This is a genomic window from Bradyrhizobium sp. USDA 327 (assembly GCF_041262065.1).
Classification (GTDB): Bacteria; Pseudomonadota; Alphaproteobacteria; order Rhizobiales; family Xanthobacteraceae; genus Bradyrhizobium; species Bradyrhizobium liaoningense.
Genome location: NZ_JBGCCW010000001.1, coordinates 1192446 through 1212065, shown reverse-complemented (window position 1 = coordinate 1212065; position 19620 = coordinate 1192446). Strand labels below are relative to the sequence as shown.

The following is a 19620-nucleotide window of genomic DNA, read 5'->3' as shown; positions in this document are numbered from 1 at the left end:
GTCATCTCAGCGAGATCGTGATGTGGCTGAGATTGGCGGCGAATTCCACCCCGGCCTTTGGTCCCTGCAGCACCATCGTGACGCCCTTGTCGTTCCGGAGATGGACGCCATTGACGCCGCCGACCAGAGCGGCGCCGCCACCGACGGAACTGTAGGTGCCGGCGAAGTCGCCGATGTGGCGAATTCCTGACGCCCAACCATCGAGCCGGCCGACCGTCGCACCAGCGGTGATGCCCAGGCTGACGCCAGTCATGCGGAACGGATAGTCGCGGCCACGATAGGTCAGAACGCCGCTGCCGGCGCCACCACCGACCAGCAGACCCGCCTTCACGATCTTGACCCGCACCTGGCCGGACGCTTGGGCAAGCGACGGCGTCACCGGCACTGAAATTGCCAGGAGCGCCAGCGCCGCCAGGCGAATGACGAACGCCCGCCGTGCAGGGCGCATGTGGTCACGGCTTGGCAGCATCGACTTTCTTCCAGGTCTGGTCGGGATCGAACAGCGTGATGCGCCGCGCGACGAACTCCGTCCGCCTGCCGAGGTCCTTCTGGTAGACGGTGCCGGCGTGATTGACCAGGAAGGTCATGACGCCGGAATTTCCGTACTCCGCGGGCCAGGCGATCAACGCGAAGCCGCCGATCATCTTGCCCTTGACCACGTAGTTGAGCGCGCCGCCCGGCGCATCGGACCCCTGCCCTTTGAGGATACGGAAGTAATAGCCGTGATACGGCGCCGGTCTCTCACCAGCCTTGTAGCCTTCGGCTGAGGCCTGTGCCGCCAGCGCGCCAAGCGGGCTCGGATCGCTGTCGTCCCACCAGAACAACCCATCCTTCTTGCCGGCCGTAGAGACAATGCGTTGCGCGTAGACGCCTGCGCCCTCGCCGCGATCCTTGTCGGCATATTCGTTCTGGGCATCGACATAGGCGAGACAAGTCTGGATCGCATCGAGCTCGTTGCGGCCGATACGGCGACGAAGCACCTCGATGCGTCCTTCGTCGGTGTCGAACTCCCAGCCCGTTCTGGTGTTGACGAGTGGAATCGGGAACGGGAAGTCCTCGGGTCCGAGCATCAGCGTGGCCTTCTTGTTGCCCTCCGCCTTGATCGCATGCTTGGAGTCATACATGGAGACGAAGCGCGCACGGATATCGGCATCAGCGACCTCGTCTCCGGACGAGACGATGTCGACCGCCGATCTGCCGAGGACCTTCAGGATCTCACGCGGACCGCTCTTGACCGCCTCGGCGAGCGCGGACCCCGCTTCCTCAGGCGTCCGGTAGGATTGCTGAGCCAGGCTCGCGGTACACATCAGCGCGAGCGCCATGACGCTCGGCAAGACAGCGCGACGACATGATTTCAAACCGATCATGGCGTCACCTCCGCCGGGATCGTCGCGCCGGCGGCGAGCCAGTCGCGGTAGGTGCGGAATTTCAGGCCGAGCTTCTCGTAATGGACCCGCAGATACCCGTCGCTGCCGCGCATGACGGCGTTCGGCATGATTTGCTCGACCTCCTGCGCCATGACGCCGACATAAGCCTTGTCGCTGCCGATATAGCTGAAGCGATAGTAGCCGAGCCCATTGCCGAGATGGCCGAGCAGGACGACATCATGCTTCAGCGCCACATCGGAGCGCCGGCCGCCGCCACCACCGCGGCCGCCTCCTCCGCCGCGGAAGCCGCCGCCACCCCCCATCGACATTCCGCCGCCACCACGGCCGGCCATGCTCGGTCCGCCACCGCCGCGCGGCATGCTCGCCATGCTGGACCGACCGCGCGCCGACGCCGCGGCCGCCGACCGCCCGGACGAGACGTTCATCGCGCCGCCACGATTGCCACCACCGCCGCGGTTTGCCGCACCGCCACCGGCGCGGTTCGCCGCCTTGGCGCGATCGCCGTCACCTTTGGCACGATCCCCGGCACCTTTGGCACGATCGCTTGCGCCCGCGCGATCGCCGCCGCCCGGACGATCTCGCGCACCGGCACCGGCGCGATCCCCTGCTCCCTGACGATCGCCCGCACGGTCACCCGCGCGATCGCCAGCACCCTGACTAGGACGCAGCACCTGATTGCCATCACGGCCGCGGAAATCCATGCGGTCCGACGCGCCGGCCTTGATATTGTTGTTGCCAAAACGCTGCGACACGTTGGCATTGTTGTAGCGCACGCCCTGACGATGCGTCGGATTATGCTGCCAGCCGGCGTTGATGTTGGTGGCCCGGTGATTGACGTAGACGTTGCGGTTGCCCCAATTGCAGCCGCCTCCCCAATAATTGCCCCAGCGTCCGATCGCCCAGGCCGTACCGAACGCGAGACCCGCGGCGATTACGCCGGCGCCGATATACGACGGATATCCGAAGTAGTAGGGAGGATATTCTGCGTAAGGCCACGTTCCGTAGACCGTTGCCGGATCGTAATACGGCACGTAGATCGCCTCGGGATCCGCGGACTGAATCACGACGACTTGCTTGTTCTCCTGGGTTTGAACGCTGACCTTCTGCTGCTTCGTCGTAGCAAGCTTCTTGTTGTCGTAGGCCTTGGTGCGCAGGCGCTGGATCGCGTCCATCACGTCCGGCTGCTGGGCGAGGAACGCATCGCCCAGATTCTTGGTCCAATCGATCTTGTCGCTCATCATGGCGAGAACGTCCGCAGTGCTCGTGAGCGCCTTGACACTGTCATCCCAGGGCTGCTTGTCGACCTCAGTTCTCAATGCATCGCCCTTCAGTGACTTGCGCTCCTTGAGCCATCGGTCTGCCTGCACCACCTCCAGTGGGTAGGTGGAGGCGGCCAGCACGTTCGCGAGCAGATCGTCCGGGTAAAGAGCGATCGGTGCCACGAGCGCCTCGATCTGCTCGGGTTTCAGCAGTTCCGCGGACGGCGCGGCCGGGCTCGCCGGTTGCATCGCCGGGGCCGCTGGCTTGTCGGACGTCTGCGCGAACGTTGCGACGGGTGTCGCCATAAACAGCATGAGCGCAATCAGGGTCTTGCCGCCACGAAACATCGCATCCTCCAATATCGAGGCAGGTGTCAGCATCGGCGCGCCAAGCCGGCCTTCGTTGACAAAGATCAAAGAAACCCCGCGCAGGCGATTTGCTGCGACGCGCCCGCCGACAGTTCAGCGACCGACGGTCAATGCACGATGGGCAGCCGGATCGTGAACAGCGCACCGCGTGATGGCCGGTTCTCGACAGCGATGTTGCCGCCGTGGGCTTCAACGATGGTCCTGACGATGGCAAGGCCCATGCCCATGCCTTGCGGCTTGGTGCTGAAGAACGGGTTGAAGATATTCTTTACGTCTGCGGGAGAAATTCCCGGCCCGCTGTCGCCGATCCGGATCTCCGCAAACGCATCGGACCGGGCCGTTGCCACATGGATCTCCCGCTCCGTCGTACCGGCCTGCGAGATCGCGTCGATCGCGTTGATGATCAGGTTGAGAATGACCTGCTGAAGCTGAATGGGATCGCCCTTGACCCGCAGCACGCTGGCGGATGGCGCAAATTTCAGGGCAATTCGGCGCCCATCGCTGACGGCGGACATCAGCCTGATTGCCTCGCCCACCGTGTCGTTGAGGTCGATATTGGCGATCTCGAACGGCGTCTTCTTCAGGATGCTGCGCAGCCTGCGGATCACCTCGCTGGCCCGCTGGTCGTCGCGCCGGATATCAGCGAGAATTTCTCCGATTTCCACCAGATTGGGCGACTCGCTCTTCAACATCAGCTCCGCCGTCTCGGTGTTCGTCAGGATCGACCCCAACGGCTGATTCAGCTCGTGGGCAATCGACGTGGTCAGCTCTCCTGCCGCCGCGTACCGGTTGACGTGGGCCAGCTCCGCAAGACGCTGCCGGGACTCGACCTCGGCCACGAGCCGCCGGCGTCGCTCGTAAAGCAGGCCGCCGATCAGACCCGCCTGGATCAGGATGACGGTGGCGAGCATTGCGATCTGCCAGCGGTACGTCTCCCAAAGGCCCGCCTGCCGAAACAGTACTTCGCTTCCAGCGGGAAGGTCGCTCTCGCTGATGCCCCAGCGCTGCATTTCACGCCAATCGTATTTCGGAGGCCCGAACTGGAGGGGCTCGAACTTCATCGTGCCTGGTCTCTCGCCGGCCAGGATGCGGATCACGGCTTCGACCGTCTTCGTGGTGGTCGCGCCGATCGAATGCATCGGGCCGCCGACCGTATAGCCGTTGAAAAACGGCTCCTGATAAGAAAATATCGGAGCATTGGCGACGGCGCGAAGACTGCGCAGGGCAAGATCGCTTTCATGGACAATGCCGGCCCCGTCGACCGACATCAAGCCCCAGAACAGAACCGTGTGCGGCGGAAGCACCGATGCTCTCTTCAGAATCTCGTCGAACGACAGTTCATTGTACCAGACGAAGGCCACGCGCCCTTCGAAAGGTGCCGTCTCGCGCTTGATCTCGTCGAGCCAGAACTTTTCCAGGCGAGAGGCGCCGATCACGACAGCGATCGTCTTCGTCTCCGGCAGGACCTTGAGGACACCGTTGAACGCAGCCGTGAAGTTGTTCCGGACGGAGATCACGGTGTCGTTGTCGGTCAAGTCCGAGCGGTTCACCAGCCGCTCTTCGACCACGGTCAGAACCATCGGCGTATCGGGAAAAAGCTGATCGCGATATTTCTGGACAAATCGTGCAGCCGGCGCCCCGATGCTAACAACAACATCTGGGGGGACGCCCGCGTAAAGGGAGCGGAGATAGTTGACGAACGGCTCCTCAGGCCCGGGATTGTTGAACCGTGCCGTCAGCAGGGTGTGCTCCTGGACATCGAGCGGCCACTGCGCCTGCTGCTCCAGCGCGGCCTTGATGCTCAGCGCATACTCGCTCCATGGGCGAAAGTCTCGCCCGAAAGAATGCAGCAACAATATCCGTTTGGGCGCGTTGCGCTCGGCACCCATCGCCGGCGCGGAGACGACGACCAGAAAGGCGACCAGGCAAGCGGCAAGGCACGCGGCCCGGCCGGATGAGGCGCCTACAGCAATGGGGACACGTCCGGTCATGCTCTCTTTCGGCGGCCACAATGATCGAACGGCTCTCATCAAAGCACAATTCGAGCACGGCCGCACGGAAGAAGCGTCTCGCCCTGGCGGGTCCTGTCAGCAGCGCGTCACGACCCGGCCATAGGCATCGACGACCTGCACGCAGGAGGAGCCGTAGTAGGCACCGGCAGCTCCCGCCGCGCCTACGGCGACCGCGCGGCGTGTGGTTCTCCGGGCAACACCGGCATAGCTCATGGGAGTCAAGGGGCGCCCGACCCTCGCCTGGGCCTCGGCAAAGAACCTTCCTTCGATGAGGCCATTTGTTTCATTCGAGGACAATCCGGCGCTGAAGGCGGTTACCCCTGCGGCAAACAGGATGACTTTTCGAAGCGCGATCATTTCTTTGCTCCTGTCGGTGTACCAGGGGGAAGCTCGTCGAACTCTGCAATTGCGGCACCCTCCAGATCGACCTTGGTGGCGCCCGCCGGCGCAACGAATGCGAAGACATCGGCGTTCAGAGCGTCAGTCTTCCAATCCTTGATCCGGAGCGTGTATTGCGGCGCCCCGGCGAGTGTCTTGCTGATGATGACGTATTTGTGCGGCACGGGCCTGGCGCCGGCCTCGATCCAGATCTGCCAGTCCGTGTCCGGCGTGCGGAACGCAAGATGCTCGCACTCGACGCCATCGACGACACCCTGCCCGATATGCTTGCCCTCGATGACGGTGGCCATCAGTTCGTCGAACGCATTGGAGAGCAGCAGGTCGGCGCCTGGCATCCCGGCGCCGGAACGCACCTGAAGCGCATCGACCATCTTGTCGATGGTCCCAGGCGCGTCTGCCTGAACATAGCTCTTGGCATTGTTGCCATAGATCGAAATCAGCTTGCCGTCATAAACCAGCTCGACATCGGAATAACCGCCGGTGCGCCTGACCCGGAGCTTGTCCGGGCGACTCATCTTGATTTCGCCGGAGCTCGCGAACTGGATCTTCTGGAGTTCGGGCGTGATGATCTCGATGTCGCTGTCGAAGGACGCGGACAGCGTCTTCTGACCGGCGAGATGGTCCGACATCGACTTGAGAATCCTGGCCGGATCGTCCGCGTGCGCTCGGACGCCAGGAGCGACCACAACCATCGCTGCTCCGAGCATCGCGTAGATCGTCTTGTGAACACGTCTGTTGGATGTCATGTCTATCCTCCCGGGGATGAACGGCACTTGACGCCTACGCGCACGCAGTTGCTTGACATGCATCAAGCCTACGCGACCGCTTGCTCAATTGAACGGGCAGCGATGATAAATGATCTCCATGTCCGCCATCCCCGGAAACAGCCGGGCGATGCTGTTCGCATCGAGCTGCTTCAGGCTGAACTGAACACTGGACAGCATAATGTCCGTTGCGCAGGACGCGACCAGGTTGACATTTGGACCGTCGTCTTTCCGTGCCTTGACCGTGCACCGCGCGAACTTGCCGATCAGTTGCCTGCCATCGACGATGAAGCCGCCGCCGTAGACTTCGGACATGTCCGTGAAGCCGATCCTCCCGCCTTCGCGGGTGAACACCTTGTCGCATTGATCCGCGCTGCTCGCCCAGGCGCCGTTCAGCTCGACCGCCCCCGCGCCGCCGGCTGATGCGAACAAGGCGCCGAGCGATAGCGCTACTCCCGCGACCGGGGCTCTCACATCATACATGCATCTGTTCCTCATCCGTGACCGCCCCCGAACACCAGCGTCTTGAACGGCAGCAGCAAAGCCTGGATGCGCAGCAGCAAGGCATGCACGAACCCGATGCCGTCGATGACATGGAGTGCGATCTTGCGGCCGGTCGACGTCTTGGGGTCGACGATCTCGTCGTGATTGCTGGTGTAGGCATTGACGATGCAGCTGCTGCCGGCCGTCACCCCGTCGAGACCGCCTTTGTAAAGCGGTTCGAGGAACACGAGAATGGTACCGGGCTTGGCGAGGTTCTGCGCCTCGATGAGTTGCTCGCCGGACCGGAACTGCCCCGCTGCGATGTAATCCTGAACGGACGTCACCACCAGAGGGACGATCACCCATGGCTTCGAGATGCAGGTCGCCTCGGCGACCATCCCCTCCCGCATGATGCCGGACTCGATCTGGTCGAACCCGGCTTGCAGCTTGGCCTGACCGGCGCCCTCGGGAATGAGGATACCGGCCGGCCGCATCAACTGATTGACCACGTCGCCGGCGCGAATGAGGAATTGTTCAACGCGTCCGTCGACGCCGGCGCGAACGAAGGTCTTGTCCAGGTCAACCTGAGCCTCAGCCCGCGCGGCTTGAGCGCTCGCCTTCTCCGCTGGCAGGAGCGTCGAGACTCGCAAGGCCGCCGACTGCAACGTGGCCCTCGCCGCGTCAATTCCCGCCTGCCGCTGATCGACTATAACCTGCAGCTTCTCGATATCGCGCTGCGGCACGATGCCGGGATTCCGGCGCTGCAGCTCGATCTTGACGTCCAGTTCGTCCTTTGCCTGCTGATAGTTGGCCTTTGCTTCCCCGAGCTGCGCTTCAGCCTTGACCACGTCGGACTTCGCGGTCTCCAGTGAGGCATCGATTTCCGCGACCTTGCGCGTGGCGGTTTCGAGCGCGGCTTTCTGCTTCGAACTGTCCAGCGTGAACAGAACGTCGCCCTTCTTCACTGCCGCGCTGTAGCCGAAATTGACTTCGACCACGCGCCCCGAGCCCTCGGGCAGGATCGGGACGGTCCGGAACAACAGCGCCGCGTTCCGGGTCGCCGGATGGAAGAAGAAGACGCTTGTGATCAGCGCCACCGTCAGCATCAGGCAGCCGGTGATGCCCCATCTGAGCTCGTACCAGACGGAGAAGAGCGTGATCTCTTTGCCGAACCGCTTGCCCTGCGCGAAACGGCGGTAGAGATAGTCCGGAAGAATCGTCAAGAGTGAGCAGATGGCTAGCTCAAGCATGGCTGGGTACCTTGCTGCCGGATGCCGCCGGATGCAGCTCTTGGGGCCGCGTCTCCGTCGAAGGCGTATCACCGACGGTTACCCGATCGTCGTCGCTCGGCGACGCACCGTCCGCGATCCGTTCGACCGATCCTGCAATGCTGCGCAAGGGCGTCCCGAAATCCGGAAGCTCGATCATCGCAAGCACCAACGCTGCAATCCAGTAGAGATGCTCGTGCGTGAACAGCGCGATCAAGCCCAGCACTGCCACAACCTCGAACTGCAACTTCTGCGTCTTGTGAGCCATGCGCTCGGGCAGGCTGTGCAGATACAAATAAAGCAGCCCGACGCTGAAAACTGCGCCGATCAAGATCAGCCCGGTCGCCACCATCAGCCAGTCGGTCTCACCGGGCGCAACAATGTAGAAGGGCAGATGATGCGGGCCCATCGGGTGCAGCTGCTCGCTCAACGTTCCCTCCTGACCGGGACCGCGTGTCCCCTGAATTGCGCCGAGAGTGACGACCCCGGCCCCGAATTGCTTGATTTGCATCAAGGGAATGCACTTCGCCCCGCCTAGCCTCGATCACTGGAACAAACCAGAAATCAGGAGCCGCCGCCATGCCAGGCATTGACGATCTCATCCCCAGTGCAACGCAGATCCGGAAGGAAGCCGCGCTGAAGGAGGCCGAGAAGGCAGAACAATATGTCCGCGTCGCCGCCGCCGCTGAAGCCGAGAAGCTGGCTTTGATCGAGCGGCTGAGCAAACCATCCGGGAAGTCGGAGGAGGAGAAGATCAAGCTCGCCTCGACCGTCATTCAGCGTGCGGTGCGAAACGGCCTCACGGAAGTGCAGGTCTACCGCTTTCCCAACACGCTGTGCACGGACAGGGGACGCGCCATCAACCAGATGGAGCCCGGCTGGGAGAACACGCTGACCGGCATTCCGAAGGAGATCTTCCAGCTCTGGACGGACTATCTGAAGCCGCGCGGCTATCGCATCGCCTACCAGATCATCGATTTCCCGGGTGGCATGCCGGGGGACATCGGCGTGACCATCTCCTGGGGAGACGACTAGCGTTTTCCTGACGCCGTCGCAGCAGATGTTACGAAGAGGGACGCATGGCAAAGAACGAACCTGCGGAACGAATGAAGCGCAAGGACTATGAGAAGCATCTCGAAAAGCTTCAAGTCGAGCTGTGCCAACTGCAGGACTTCGTGAAGGCGAACAAGCTGCGGGTCATCGTCCTCTTCGAGGGCAGAGACGCCGCCGGCAAGGGCGGCACGATCAAGGCCATTACGGAGAAGGTCAGTCCGCGGGTCTTTCGCGTCGTCGCGCTTCCGGCGCCGTCCGATCGGGAAAAGACGCAGCTCTTCTTCCAGCGCTACATGGAGCAGTTTCCCGCCGGCGGTGAGATCGTGATCTTTGACCGGAGCTGGTACAATCGCGCCGGCGTCGAATATGTCATGGGCTTCTGTACGGCCAGGGAGCACGACCGATTTCTGACCCTCTGTCCTCAAATGGAAAAATACGCGATCGACGGCGGAATTATTCTGGTCAAGATCTGGCTCGAGGTCGGAATGGACGAGCAGGAACGCCGTTTCAGAGCCAGGATCGATGATCCAGTACGACAATGGAAGCTGAGCCCGATGGATCTTGAATCCTATCGTCGCTGGTACGACTATTCGCGGGCCCGCGATCTCATGCTCAAGCGGACCAGTACGAAACACGCGCCATGGTACATCATCCGCTCCGACGACAAGCGCCGGGCACGGTTGAACTGCATCGCGCATTTGCTGAAGTCGATCCCCCACAAGCGGATCAAGAAGGACAAGGTCAAGCTGCCGCCACGCTCCGATAAGGGACGTTACAATGACCAGGCGGGCTTACGCGGAATGAACTTCGTCGCCGAGCGATATTGACCGCAGCGACGCTCAACGAACATCAGGCAACGTCGGTACAGCCGCGCCGATTTTTCGAGGGATTCGGCAATGGCTTCTGATGAACTCAATCGAGGCTCATGAGACGCCATCGCTCGCTCCGGTCGTAGACCGTCAGAAAGATGGATCCATGTAACGCATCCCACCGCGCAGGACGACGGGCCACGCATCGACGCGGCCCGTCGTTCCGATTATTTGAGGCGAATGGTGACACCGCCCACGGCGGCCGAGACCTCCGCGCCGATTTTCGGGCCGCTCAGCTGCAGGATGACGCCGTTCGCGTTCTGCAGCTGAACCGCGCCGGCCCCCGCGGCAACCGCCCCGCCCGCTCCGCCTACGGCATAGGAGCCTTCGATGGAGGCGGGGCCCCTCAGGTTGAGAGCGCGGCCGACCAGCTTGGTGGTCGAGGCGCCGATCGTGAAGCCCACGCTCATGCCCGACACCGTAAAGGGATATCTCTTGCCCCGAAGCAGCAGAACGCCCTCGCCACCCCCGACGCCGACGATGAGGCCGCCCTTGGTGAAGACGACCGCAACCTCGCCAGTCTCGGCGCGCGACGGCGTGCTGAATCCGGCGACGCCGGTGAGGAAGGCGATCAGGGCCGCATAGATAACAGGCTTTCTCATGGTTTTCGTTTCCTCCTGGAGTTTGACGCCAGACTATTGGGCGAGCAGCAGCCCGAAGTAGCCGAGCCTGCGTGTCGTATGCGCACCGAAAGTCGGTGGGACCAGCTCGGGCACATCGCCGTTGCCATCGTCCTTCGCGTTGCAGTCGCCGGATGCTGGCGGAAGGATCGCGTCGCCAACGCCTGGGTGTTCCGTGTCGCAAGGGCAAGCGACGTTGCCCCATCGCTGGCCGCCGCTGCTTCGCGTAGCGCCCCCATCCGTCGCAGGCCGGGATAGCCGTGAAACTCCCCCGTGATCGAGAGATCGGCCAGCGCCGCATCGTATTTCGCGCGGTCGCCGCCGCGGGCGCATGCTTTTGCAGCATCCACCCGATCACGCCAATCGTCAGCCCGTGCACCGGGCCCCGAAAAGAACCGATCAATGCGCTTCTGCGTGGGCTTGGCGTCCGTGGACATAGGTATCTCCCGATTCTTATCGGTTCGCGCGGAAGGTGATGATGGACCGTGGACGGCGGGGGGCCCGCTCCTTTGATCCACGTCAACAGTCGCGAGATATCGGAGACGCGTTGGTGACTTTGCGCTCGGACGCTTCGCGCTGCAGCAGAGGCTATTTGACTTGAAAGTCGCCGAGGACGCTGTCGAGCGATCGCAGCCACCGCGAACTGTCGGTCTTCTCCGCGAGCCCCTCCGCCTGCAACAGGTCGCGCAATTGCGCATGAGCGCCAACAATGCAGAAGGCGACGTGACGAGAGGCGAGCTCATCATGGAGATCTCGCAACATACGCGCGCCAGCCAGATCGATGTAGGGCGATGCGGAGAGGTCGCAGGCCACCAGCTTGATGTCTGACGACTTCTGTAGGGCTTCGAGGACCACCGCCAGGATCGTTTCGGCATTGATATAGAGGAGCGAGGCTTCGGGACGGAACGCGATGACGCCAACGAGCGGCTCGACGCCGTCGTGCCGGGCGCTGTCGGAATAGCGACCGGTTCCCGGAAGCCTGCCGAGGAATGCAATGTTCGGATGCGATGCGCGCGCCAGCAGGAGGAAAATCGATGCAATCGACGCAAGCAGGACACCCTGCAGGATGCCGAGCAGCAGAACGGCCACGAGCGCAATCGCCGCAGCATAGAAGTCGAGCCTGCTGACCTTCCACATTCGCAGCAGGGCATGGACGTCCACGAGCCGATACACTGCGGCAAAGACGATGGCGGCCAAGACGGCCTTCGGCAGATTCGTCAGTAGTCCCGTGAAGAACAGCAGGCACAGCGCCAGCGCGATCGAGCAGATCAGCAGCGCCAGTGGCGTGCGCGCCCCAGCGCTGTCGTTGACAGCCGATTGCGACAGCCCACCGGCGACGGGATAGCCGTGGCCGCAAGCTGCGGCGAGATTCGCAGCTCCCAACCCCAGGAATTCCTGTCGCACATCCAGTGCGTAGCCATGTTTGGCCGCGAAGCTGCGAGCAGCCGAGACGCCCTCTATGTAGGCCAGCAGCACGCATCCCGCGGCGAGCGGAAAGAGATCGTCGAACTGCAGAAGACCAAACGTCGGCAGCGCCAGCGTCGGCAGTCCCTCCGGGATCTTCCCGGTCACCGGCACGCCGGCGGCCGGCAGGGAGAGCAGCGTGGAAGCGAGGATCGACAGCGCGACGATCGTGATGCCGACCGGCTTTCCCGGCAAAAGCCGTTCGCCGAGCAGCAAAAGCGCGAGCGCCACCGCGCCGATCGTCACGATGAGAAGGTTGGTGTCGCCGATCTGCGCTACGAGTCGCAACGCACGATCGAAGAAATTGTGCCCACCGCCCGCGACGCCGAACAGGCTCGGCAATTGGCTCATGATGATGGTGAGCCCGGCGCCGGCCTTGAAGCCAACCAGTATGCTGTCGCTGACCAGGCGGACGAGGACGCTGAGCTTGAACAGCCAACAGACGAAGCACAGGACCGCGACCGCAAAAGCCGCAAGGCTGGCGATCTGCGCGTATCGCACCGCGTCCCCGCCGGCGAGCACCCCGACGGTGGAGGCAATCATCAGCGAAATTGCCGAGGTCGGGCCGATTGCGAGCTGCCGCGACGACCCAAGCAGCGCATAGCCGATACCGCCGAGCATGTAGCCATAGATGCCAACCTGCGGCGCCAGACCGGCGAGCGTCGCATAGGCCAGCGATACGGGAATCGCGTACGCGGCCAGCGTTATTCCGGCCACTGCGTCCGATGCCAGCCATTCGCCGCGATAGGCAACAAGCCAGCCGGAGACTGGGAAGAATCGCGACCACCCCACAGGTCGATCGGACGGCGAGCTCATGCGGGCACCTCGCTCCGTTCGATTTCGCAGCGCAACAGGATGATCAGCAGAGCGGTCACGGGAATGCCAAACGTGAGATCGGGAATGCCTTTGGTCGCAAAGGCCCCGACGGCCGCGCCCACGCCGAAAGCGACGCAAAGCGCGGCAAATATGCCGGAGCGGCGCAGCGGCCCGCGCGGACCACCACCTGATAGAGCCATGAGAACGCCTTTGGTGAAAGCGACAGTCTGCATCGCCGCGACGAACGAGATTCCGAGCGTGCCGGCGAGATCCGGCAGGCGGTTGTGCAGGGCGCCGATCGTCACCAGCAGCGCGATCTGCACCGTCTCGTCGCGGCGCAGCGAAGGACTGGCGGTATTCATCAGGCTCATGTTCGTGACGTAGGTCGTCGCGGGTGCATTGGACCATCAAGAGTGGTCTCGCTCGTGAAAGGGTTGACTTGGATCAACCATCCCACTGCTTGCGAGCCCAGCTTGGCCTGCCACGAGGCTTCGGGATCCACGACGATGAACGCAGTCAGGGGAATCATTTCAACTGCGCCCGAGATCTTTCTGCTGCTGTCGAGGAGAAACGCATGCAATTTTGGCATAGCTCTTTCTATCGATCTCTCCTCAAAGTGGTGCTGCTCATGGCCTGTTTTGTCGATCCTTCGCGCGCGGGTGATCAGGGCACCTCGCATCCGATCCGGGAGGAGATATGGGCGCTGCCCCTGCCGCTCCCGACGTTTGCCTATGTGGTGCGTCCAATCGGCGACGGTCCGTTTCCGCTCGTTATCATGAACCATGGCGTGTCGCTCAATCCGATAGAGCGAAGCTTCTTTCCACTGGTTGAATTTCGCGACGCAGCCAAATGGTTCGCGACGCGCGGGCACCTCGTGGTGGCGCCGGTTGGCACCGGATATGGCGCCTCCGCGATCGACATCCCTGAACGTGCACTCTACGGCCCGTTCATCACAAAAGTCGGCAAGTGCAGCAATCCCAACTTCCGCTCCGCCGGCATGGCCGTCGCACAGGTCGACATCTGGATCATCGACTATATGGTCGCGGAGATGCGCATCGTGCCCAAGGACGTCATCGTCGTCGGGCAATCGGGGGGCGGCTGGGGGTCCATCGCCTTGTCCAGCCTCAATCCGCCGCAAGTCAAGGCGATCATCACCTTCGCGGCCGGCCGCGGCGGCCGCGTCGACGGCAAGCCGAACAATAACTGCGCGCCTGACAAGCTGGTCGAAGCAACCCGTGAGTTCGGTCGCACCTCGCGTGTACCGATGCTCTGGATCTATATCGAAAACGACACGTTCTTCGGCCCCGCATTGTCGAAGCGCATGCACGAGGCTTTCACCGCCTCCGGCGGCCGCGCGGAATATCACCTGATGCCGCCGTTCGGCAACGAGGGCCACTTCTTCATAGGATCGCCGGACGCAATCCCGATCTGGTCGCCGCTCGTCGCGAAATTTCTGGAGGCTCAAAGATAGCCGAAGTTACCCATGTCTGGAGATACGGCCATGATCACCGCGCGCTATTGTCTGTCTGCCTCACTCATTGCAGCCATCACCACGACAGCGCCGGTTCTGGAGGCGGTCGCGCGCGAAAAGCCGCCGGCGGCCAAGCCTGCCGAAGTCGCACCCCGGGGCCAGCGCGAGGCAAAGGACATTACATACGGAAGCTGGCGCAAGCGGTGCTTCAAGGCAGGTGCAGCTCCGAGAGTGTGCCGGACCTCGATTACCGGCACCTTTCCCACCGGTCAGATGGCCGTCCGTCTGGACCTGATAGAGCGCGACGGCGACCGCAACGGGCGACTGCAGGTGTTCGTACCCGTCGGCATGTACTTACAGCATCCCGTCAAGCTGACGGTCGACCAAGGACGTTCCTACCGGTTGCCCTACAACTGGTGCCTCAGCAACACCTGCATCGCGGCCGATGTCGCGGATCCCAACATCGTCAAAGACATGGAAGCGGGAAAGGCACTCGTGCTGGAAGTGATCGACTCCAATCTGCTGTCGCTGACGACCTCGCTGCCGCTGACGCAGTTCGCATCAGCCCACACAGGCCCCCCGGCGCAGATGCTCGAGCAGGACATCGACGAGTGAAACGACGGCCTACTGCGCATCGCTCGCTGCACCGTCAGGCATCGAGCTGTGCTAGTCCTTTGCGATCCAGAAGCACGAGCTGGCGCTGCGTCTGGCCGTCAAACCGCAGCATGTTGTCATCACGCAAGGTCGAGAGAGCCCGCGAGACCGTCTCGAGCGTCAATCCAAGATAGTCAGCGATGTCGCGGCGGCTCATCGGCAAGCTCATCACGTTTGGATGATCCTGCCGCCGGTCCATTTCCAGAAGGAATGCGGCCACCTTCTCGACGGACGTCTTCCGGCCCAGGAGAAGCATGTGGTTCTCCGCGTGCTGAAGATTGCGCGTGACAAGGGTGAGAAGGCTTGCCTGGCCCTCTTCCTCGTGCTCGATGCTGTCGAGCAAGTGTCGCCGGCTCGTGATGCGAACCATGGTCTGAACGACTGCTTCCGCGGTGAAACGATGAACCGCGCCGTTCTCTAGCCCGAACAGATCACCCGGAAGATGGAAGGAGTTGATCTGCCGGCGGCCATCGCAGAGCAGTTTGTAGGTCCGGATCGCACCAGACACGATCTGGTAGACATACTCGGCCTCCTCGCCCTCTCCGAAGACTTCCGTTCCCCTCCGATAAGTGAACTCGCTGCAAAAGACCCGTTCGCCGGCGAGGGCTGCCAATTGCCCGTCATTGGCAGGACGGCTCACTGTCCTGGTCCTGATCAACATTGCAGAACTCCCTACAAATTGAATTGGCAGTGAACCCGGGAACTTTAGGCAATAGCACGCGAGCGCATTTTGATCTAGCTCAACTCCAAACGGTGGCTATGTGATTGCCCCGGGGCGAGTGGGGACGAGCGCCAGGAAGTCCGAAAGGCCATGTGCTCCCCTGCGCCAACATGGTGGGAAGTTTGCGCAATTTGGCCCTACGCCCTTCTTGTACAAGTCGGCGGTCGAGCCATGTCGGTCAGCATCAAACCGCCACAAGGTCTCGTCGACGAATTTGGCTCATTTCGCCCTGCGACGTGACGGTGCAGGCGGCGGCACATAGCGCTGCCAGATGGTCCCGTTGTCGAACTGGATTGTCATGCCGTCAGGCGTATAAACAGCGCTTATGTCGTAAGCATCGATCCAGATGCGACTCGCCGGCGAGAACCAGTCCGGCCATGCGCGCGACGGCACGCCCGCCTCGGTGGTGAGATTGAGCTCGGGTCCGTTCTGCGTAACGTGGGCCGGCAAGTCACCGCGGCACATCTGGACGCATGTGTAAGTGCCGGTAAGGTCGACCGATTGGGCGAACGCCGCGCCGGACGTCAGCGCAGCAGCCATGCCAGTGACCATCAAGAGCCGTTTCATACCTCATCTCCCTGCATAGGCGATTGCTCCCAATGAGAAGCAGACTTTAATATCCAGCGCCATGGATGATGGGATTGATCCGCGTCAACGGACACCCCCAATACGGGATGAAGAGGCGATCGCTGGCCGCTAAAGCATGATCCGGAAAAGTGCGCAGCGGTTTTCCGAAAGATCATGCTTAAACAACAACCTAAAGCGCGATGACGATTCATCCTGATCGCATCGCGCTTTAGTTTGCCGTCGACCAGGCGCGATGGATGGGGTCGATTAGCGCTTTTGCCGCGAACGGCTTGGTCAGATAGGCAATACATCCGGACTCGATTGCGGCGGTGCGACTCGAATGGTTGTCGTTGCCGGTGATATAGATCACCGGTGCCGCGACGCCATGCTCGGCAAGCCTGCGGCGCAACTCGATTCCGGAGGCATCGTCCAGATTGATGTCGATGATGATGCATGCGGCCTCGCCGCAGCCGCCATGGCCGAGCAGCGCATGTGCCGAGTCGAACAGCAGCGCAGTGAAGCCGTGCGCGCGCAGAAGGCGCTTGATGCTCATGCGCATCGACGCGTCGTCGTCGACGACAAGAACAGGCTTGCACGAGGACAAGTTCGGCGGTCCTTCCAGGTATTGGCTGGCGTCAGTTTGCCGGACGATATTAGATCCGGTCGGACAACAAGGCCGACTGCAGCCCGCGCACCCAGACTACAGCATACCCTTGCCGAGCTTTGAAATAGTCCTTGTGTGCAGGTTGCTTGGCGGAGACCCGCCGGGACCACAGGCGTCGTTAGCCGGGCCGTTTGGCTTCGGGATCCAATACGCCCAGCCGCTCTGCCATCGACACAAGCTCCGCCAGAGACTGCACCTGCATTTTCTCCATCACCTGATGGCGATGGGCCTTTACGGTGCGCTCGGCGGTGCCGAGTTCGTGGGCAATTTGCTTGTTGATCTTGCCGCGCACGATCAATTCGAACACTTGGCGTTCGCGCGGTGTCAGTGACTTCAGCCGCATCTGGAGCAAACTGAGCTTTGTGCGCTGGATGTGGTCGGCCTGCTGGCGGATCAGGGCACGAGCGAGCGCATCGAGCAACTGTTCCGACGAGACGGGCTTGGTGAGAAAATCTTCGGCTCCGGCCTTAATGGCGCGCACGGTCGTCGCCGTATCGGCGTAGCCTGTCACGAACACGATCGGGAGCGTGGACCCGAGTCCGGTGAGGTGGCTCTGCAGCTGGGGACCGGAGAGCCCGGGTATTTGCACATCGAGCAAGATGCATCCGGGGCCATCGCCGCCCGGCAGCCGCTCGAGCAGGTCTTGGGCCGATGAATAGGTGGCGACCTCATAACCAGCAAGCTTCAGCCGGCGCTCGACGGCCGTGCGGAAGGAGGCGTCGTCGTCTACCACGTGAACCAAGCCGGGCATTTGACCTCCTGGAGGGTTCCGCAACCTTCAAATGCGCAACAAAAGCAACCAACGAAAAATGCGCCTGAGGCGCTTCATGTCGTGCAAGGTATTCCGCCCTGCCCCTTGGTACAATGACCTGAGAGACAATGGCTTATAACACGGCCTTCATCGTAGACCAATCGCCCGGGAAAAAGAGGCACTCCCGGCAGCGAAATAATCCCAGCGACGAACCCGTCAAGCGACCAGAGGAGGCGGTCCATGTTTGTGCGTATCGCAACCGACCGGTCCCCGCGCCCCAATTCTCTCCGTGACTTCGGAATGACCAGCGATTCGAACACGATCGTCAGTCTGAGCGAATTCACCTACAAGAAGGGCACTGAAGTCTACGGGGAGAAAGAGCCGGCCGAGTACGTCTATCAGGTCAAGGTTGGTGCAGTGCGAAGTTACAAGCTGCTGACAGACGGCCGGCGCCAGATCGGCGCGTTTCACCTCCCGGGCGACATTTTCGGCCTCGAGAATGGCGGAGCTCATCGCTTCACGGCGGAAGCCATCATCGACACCACCGTTCACCTCATCAAGCGGCAAAGTCTCGAAATGGTGGCCAAGAGCGATGCGATGGTCGCCAGGAACCTGTTTGGCATGACGACTGCCAATCTCCACCACGCCGAAGAACACATGCTGCTGCTTGGACGTAAGACCTCGCTCGAGCGGGTTGCCGCGTTCCTGCTCGAAATGGATAAGCGCTTGACTGCGGCGGACGTTATCGCGCTGCCGATGTCGCGGCGCGACATCGCCGACTATCTCGGCCTGACGCTCGAAACCGTTTCGCGTGCGTTGTCGCGGCTGCACGAGTTCGGAGTCCTCGGCTTCATCGGCAACACCCAGCGTCAGATCGTGCTGCTGGACCGGTTGAAGCTTGCCAGCTTCGATCTCCAGAACTGACGCTTCGCGCGAAGCGCGACAATTCGTCCTACGCCTGAACTACAGGTCGCCGTTGAATGCACCGCAATCCGAGGCGGAGCCGGGCAGCTCGCTCAATCCGCAGAATTGCATGCGCTAGCGTTCGCGGCAAGGCGCTCCACGGTCTTGCGCAGCACTTCGAACAGCATTGCGGTCGACCAGCCGAACAGCAGGATGCCGTTCATCGCAGTCATCGGGCCTAGCAGCCGGCGCGCCTGGATCGGCGTGATGTCGCCATAGCCGAGCGTTGTGTAGTTGACGAAGGCGAAATAGACCAAATCGGTGCCGGCGGGCGCCACGCCCACCATCAAATAAGCCGCCGACCAGACGACGCTTTCCAACGTATGCGCCACCATCAGAACGGCGGCGGTAGCGGCCATCACGGCCATCAGGTGCAGTCTTGGCCACTCCATATGTCGCAGTCCGGCCGAACGAGCAATGCCAATTGCACCGACTGTCACCAGCGCGTGAATCATGATGTTTACAAGGCTGACAATGGTGCCGACCACGAACTGAAGCGCCATTGTGCCCTCATCGCGAGCCAGAACATGAGGCGCGGTGGTCCTGCCAGCGCCCATCTCTTCGAGTTCCCATCCGCTCAGATCTTTGGCGTGAAGGCCCCCGTCACGGCCTTCATTGCAGTCTCGCCCATGTTCTTGGCCTGATCGGTCAGGGCCCTCATCTGGTCCTGAAAGAATTCGGATTGCATCTTGAGGGCGTCCTGCACGTCCCTGGCCTGGGTCAGCTTGTCACCGAGATCGAATGTCGCGGTTACGTTGCGCTGCATGAAATTGCAGAACTGTTTGGCCTGGTCGGCGATCGGCAGCGGCGACGAACTCAGAGCTTTTTCAAGCAGACTGAAATACTCTTCACTGCCCTTGCGAAGGCGGCCGAGACTCTCGGTCAACATCGCACGTGCATTTTCAGCCGAAGGATTGATGTCTGCCATTGTCTTTCTCCTCCTCTAACCAACGGATTCAACTCACCTGCTCCGAGACAGGAATCGCGGAGAACCGGATCGCGCATAAGGTCGTCATTGCGGCGGGGAAATCCGCCGGGTGAAGGCGATCGTCGCCTTCACCGCCG

The 19620-nt window shown here is 62.0% G+C and carries 22 protein-coding genes and 1 pseudogene; 5 read left to right on the top strand and 18 right to left on the bottom strand.

Annotation, left to right across the window (positions count from 1 at the left end; translation table 11 throughout):
• Position 1: 1 nt before the first annotated feature.
• From ABIA42_RS05520 to ABIA42_RS05480, 9 genes are all read right to left on the bottom strand, one after another.
• Positions 2-469, bottom strand: a complete 468-nt coding sequence (locus ABIA42_RS05520) for a hypothetical protein (protein WP_271530122.1) — start codon at positions 467-469, stop codon at positions 2-4.
• On the bottom strand, positions 453-1367 hold the full coding sequence (locus ABIA42_RS05515; protein WP_370115041.1) for a DUF2950 domain-containing protein: 915 nt from the start codon (positions 1365-1367) through the stop codon (positions 453-455). The genes ABIA42_RS05520 and ABIA42_RS05515 overlap by 17 nt, the downstream gene beginning before the upstream one ends.
• On the bottom strand, positions 1364-2995 hold the full coding sequence (locus ABIA42_RS05510) for a DUF3300 domain-containing protein (protein ID WP_370123640.1): 1632 nt from the start codon (positions 2993-2995) through the stop codon (positions 1364-1366). The genes ABIA42_RS05515 and ABIA42_RS05510 overlap by 4 nt, the downstream gene beginning before the upstream one ends.
• A gap of 128 nt (positions 2996-3123) precedes the next feature.
• On the bottom strand, positions 3124-5007 hold the full coding sequence (locus ABIA42_RS05505) for an ATP-binding protein (RefSeq protein WP_370115043.1): 1884 nt from the start codon (positions 5005-5007) through the stop codon (positions 3124-3126).
• 96 nt (positions 5008-5103) lie between these two features.
• Positions 5104-5385, bottom strand: coding sequence for a hypothetical protein (locus ABIA42_RS05500; RefSeq protein ID WP_028177092.1), 282 nt, complete (start codon positions 5383-5385; stop codon positions 5104-5106).
• Positions 5382-6173, bottom strand: a complete 792-nt coding sequence (locus ABIA42_RS05495; RefSeq protein ID WP_370115045.1) for a DUF2092 domain-containing protein — start codon at positions 6171-6173, stop codon at positions 5382-5384. Before ABIA42_RS05495 ends, ABIA42_RS05500 begins: the two co-directional genes overlap by 4 nt.
• Positions 6174-6257: 84 nt before the next feature.
• Positions 6258-6674 (bottom strand): hypothetical protein, encoded by a 417-nt coding sequence (locus ABIA42_RS05490; RefSeq protein ID WP_271530127.1) that lies wholly within the window; start codon positions 6672-6674, stop codon positions 6258-6260.
• An 11-nt stretch (positions 6675-6685) separates the two neighbouring features.
• The gene (locus ABIA42_RS05485) at positions 6686-7924 is read right to left on the bottom strand and encodes an HlyD family secretion protein (protein ID WP_271530128.1); all 1239 of its coding nucleotides are present in this window, start codon (positions 7922-7924) and stop codon (positions 6686-6688) included.
• On the bottom strand, positions 7917-8372 hold the full coding sequence (locus tag ABIA42_RS05480) for a hypothetical protein (protein WP_370115048.1): 456 nt from the start codon (positions 8370-8372) through the stop codon (positions 7917-7919). The genes ABIA42_RS05485 and ABIA42_RS05480 overlap by 8 nt, the downstream gene beginning before the upstream one ends.
• Positions 8373-8521: 149 nt before the next feature.
• Between ABIA42_RS05480 and ABIA42_RS05475 the strand changes: the two genes are divergently transcribed.
• Positions 8522-8977 (top strand): hypothetical protein, encoded by a 456-nt coding sequence (locus tag ABIA42_RS05475; RefSeq protein WP_271530130.1) that lies wholly within the window; start codon positions 8522-8524, stop codon positions 8975-8977.
• Positions 8978-9021: 44 nt separating this feature from the next.
• A complete protein-coding gene (ppk2, locus tag ABIA42_RS05470; RefSeq protein WP_271530131.1) occupies positions 9022-9822 on the top strand; it encodes a polyphosphate kinase 2 in 801 nt (266 codons plus the stop codon).
• 209 nt (positions 9823-10031) lie between these two features.
• On the opposite strand, the gene ABIA42_RS05465 is transcribed toward ppk2, so the two are convergent.
• From ABIA42_RS05465 to ABIA42_RS05455, 3 genes and pseudogenes are all read right to left on the bottom strand, one after another.
• Entirely contained in the window at positions 10032-10466 is a 435-nt protein-coding gene (locus ABIA42_RS05465) for a hypothetical protein (RefSeq protein WP_271530132.1), read from the bottom strand.
• A 606-nt stretch (positions 10467-11072) separates the two neighbouring features.
• Complete coding sequence (locus ABIA42_RS05460; protein ID WP_370115051.1) at positions 11073-12764, bottom strand: SulP family inorganic anion transporter; 1692 nt, start codon at positions 12762-12764, stop codon at positions 11073-11075.
• Positions 12761-13087: pseudogene (locus ABIA42_RS05455) on the bottom strand (DUF1275 domain-containing protein); the annotation flags it as partial. The pseudogene ABIA42_RS05455 and the gene ABIA42_RS05460, both read right to left, overlap by 4 nt.
• 305 nt (positions 13088-13392) lie before the next feature.
• Here ABIA42_RS05455 and ABIA42_RS05450 point away from each other — a divergent pair.
• The gene (locus ABIA42_RS05450) at positions 13393-14235 is read left to right on the top strand and encodes an alpha/beta hydrolase family protein (protein ID WP_370123642.1); all 843 of its coding nucleotides are present in this window, start codon (positions 13393-13395) and stop codon (positions 14233-14235) included.
• 30 nt (positions 14236-14265) lie between these two features.
• Positions 14266-14850, top strand: a complete 585-nt coding sequence (locus ABIA42_RS05445; protein WP_370115053.1) for an invasion associated locus B family protein — start codon at positions 14266-14268, stop codon at positions 14848-14850.
• 34 nt (positions 14851-14884) lie between these two features.
• On the opposite strand, the gene ABIA42_RS05440 is transcribed toward ABIA42_RS05445, so the two are convergent.
• The 4 genes from ABIA42_RS05440 to ABIA42_RS05425 form a co-directional block, all read right to left on the bottom strand.
• The gene (locus ABIA42_RS05440) at positions 14885-15550 is read right to left on the bottom strand and encodes a helix-turn-helix domain-containing protein (protein WP_370115055.1); all 666 of its coding nucleotides are present in this window, start codon (positions 15548-15550) and stop codon (positions 14885-14887) included.
• Between the two features lie 279 nt (positions 15551-15829).
• Positions 15830-16177, bottom strand: a complete 348-nt coding sequence (locus tag ABIA42_RS05435) for a hypothetical protein (protein WP_370115057.1) — start codon at positions 16175-16177, stop codon at positions 15830-15832.
• Between the two features lie 229 nt (positions 16178-16406).
• Positions 16407-16781 (bottom strand): response regulator transcription factor, encoded by a 375-nt coding sequence (locus tag ABIA42_RS05430; RefSeq protein ID WP_370115059.1) that lies wholly within the window; start codon positions 16779-16781, stop codon positions 16407-16409.
• Between the two features lie 178 nt (positions 16782-16959).
• Positions 16960-17592: a response regulator transcription factor gene (locus ABIA42_RS05425; RefSeq protein WP_370115061.1), complete on the bottom strand. Its 633-nt coding sequence runs from the start codon at positions 17590-17592 to the stop codon at positions 16960-16962.
• A 240-nt stretch (positions 17593-17832) separates the two neighbouring features.
• On the opposite strand from ABIA42_RS05425, the gene ABIA42_RS05420 reads away from it, so the two are divergent.
• A complete protein-coding gene (locus ABIA42_RS05420) occupies positions 17833-18516 on the top strand; it encodes a helix-turn-helix domain-containing protein (protein ID WP_370115063.1) in 684 nt (227 codons plus the stop codon).
• Positions 18517-18608: 92 nt separating this feature from the next.
• On the opposite strand, the gene ABIA42_RS05415 is transcribed toward ABIA42_RS05420, so the two are convergent.
• The gene (locus tag ABIA42_RS05415; protein ID WP_370115065.1) at positions 18609-19058 is read right to left on the bottom strand and encodes a potassium channel family protein; all 450 of its coding nucleotides are present in this window, start codon (positions 19056-19058) and stop codon (positions 18609-18611) included.
• 74 nt (positions 19059-19132) lie between these two features.
• Positions 19133-19483 carry a phasin gene (locus tag ABIA42_RS05410; RefSeq protein ID WP_271530139.1) on the bottom strand — a complete coding sequence of 117 codons (351 nt, stop codon included), beginning with the start codon at positions 19481-19483 and terminating at the stop codon, positions 19133-19135.
• Positions 19484-19620: the final 137 nt, after the last annotated feature.

What these genes read in the sequence shown, in the direction of transcription:
- ABIA42_RS05520 (WP_271530122.1), bottom strand. Translation starts at nt 469, where the DNA reads ATGCTGCCAAGCCGTGACCACATGCGCCCTGCACGGCGGGCGTTCGTC.
- ABIA42_RS05515 (WP_370115041.1), bottom strand. Translation starts at nt 1,367, where the DNA reads ATGATCGGTTTGAAATCATGTCGTCGCGCTGTCTTGCCGAGCGTCATG.
- ABIA42_RS05510 (WP_370123640.1), bottom strand. Translation starts at nt 2,995, where the DNA reads ATGTTTCGTGGCGGCAAGACCCTGATTGCGCTCATGCTGTTTATGGCG.
- ABIA42_RS05505 (WP_370115043.1), bottom strand. Translation starts at nt 5,007, where the DNA reads ATGACCGGACGTGTCCCCATTGCTGTAGGCGCCTCATCCGGCCGGGCC.
- ABIA42_RS05500 (WP_028177092.1), bottom strand. Translation starts at nt 5,385, where the DNA reads ATGATCGCGCTTCGAAAAGTCATCCTGTTTGCCGCAGGGGTAACCGCC.
- ABIA42_RS05495 (WP_370115045.1), bottom strand. Translation starts at nt 6,173, where the DNA reads ATGACATCCAACAGACGTGTTCACAAGACGATCTACGCGATGCTCGGA.
- ABIA42_RS05490 (WP_271530127.1), bottom strand. Translation starts at nt 6,674, where the DNA reads ATGTATGATGTGAGAGCCCCGGTCGCGGGAGTAGCGCTATCGCTCGGC.
- ABIA42_RS05485 (WP_271530128.1), bottom strand. Translation starts at nt 7,924, where the DNA reads ATGCTTGAGCTAGCCATCTGCTCACTCTTGACGATTCTTCCGGACTAT.
- ABIA42_RS05475 (WP_271530130.1), top strand. Translation starts at nt 8,522, where the DNA reads ATGCCAGGCATTGACGATCTCATCCCCAGTGCAACGCAGATCCGGAAG.
- ppk2 (WP_271530131.1), top strand. Translation starts at nt 9,022, where the DNA reads ATGGCAAAGAACGAACCTGCGGAACGAATGAAGCGCAAGGACTATGAG.
- ABIA42_RS05465 (WP_271530132.1), bottom strand. Translation starts at nt 10,466, where the DNA reads ATGAGAAAGCCTGTTATCTATGCGGCCCTGATCGCCTTCCTCACCGGC.
- ABIA42_RS05460 (WP_370115051.1), bottom strand. Translation starts at nt 12,764, where the DNA reads ATGAGCTCGCCGTCCGATCGACCTGTGGGGTGGTCGCGATTCTTCCCA.
- ABIA42_RS05450 (WP_370123642.1), top strand. Translation starts at nt 13,393, where the DNA reads ATGGCCTGTTTTGTCGATCCTTCGCGCGCGGGTGATCAGGGCACCTCG.
- ABIA42_RS05445 (WP_370115053.1), top strand. Translation starts at nt 14,266, where the DNA reads ATGATCACCGCGCGCTATTGTCTGTCTGCCTCACTCATTGCAGCCATC.
- ABIA42_RS05440 (WP_370115055.1), bottom strand. Translation starts at nt 15,550, where the DNA reads ATGTTGATCAGGACCAGGACAGTGAGCCGTCCTGCCAATGACGGGCAA.
- ABIA42_RS05435 (WP_370115057.1), bottom strand. Translation starts at nt 16,177, where the DNA reads ATGAAACGGCTCTTGATGGTCACTGGCATGGCTGCTGCGCTGACGTCC.
- ABIA42_RS05425 (WP_370115061.1), bottom strand. Translation starts at nt 17,592, where the DNA reads ATGCCCGGCTTGGTTCACGTGGTAGACGACGACGCCTCCTTCCGCACG.
- ABIA42_RS05420 (WP_370115063.1), top strand. Translation starts at nt 17,833, where the DNA reads ATGTTTGTGCGTATCGCAACCGACCGGTCCCCGCGCCCCAATTCTCTC.
- ABIA42_RS05415 (WP_370115065.1), bottom strand. Translation starts at nt 19,058, where the DNA reads ATGGCGCTTCAGTTCGTGGTCGGCACCATTGTCAGCCTTGTAAACATC.
- ABIA42_RS05410 (WP_271530139.1), bottom strand. Translation starts at nt 19,483, where the DNA reads ATGGCAGACATCAATCCTTCGGCTGAAAATGCACGTGCGATGTTGACC.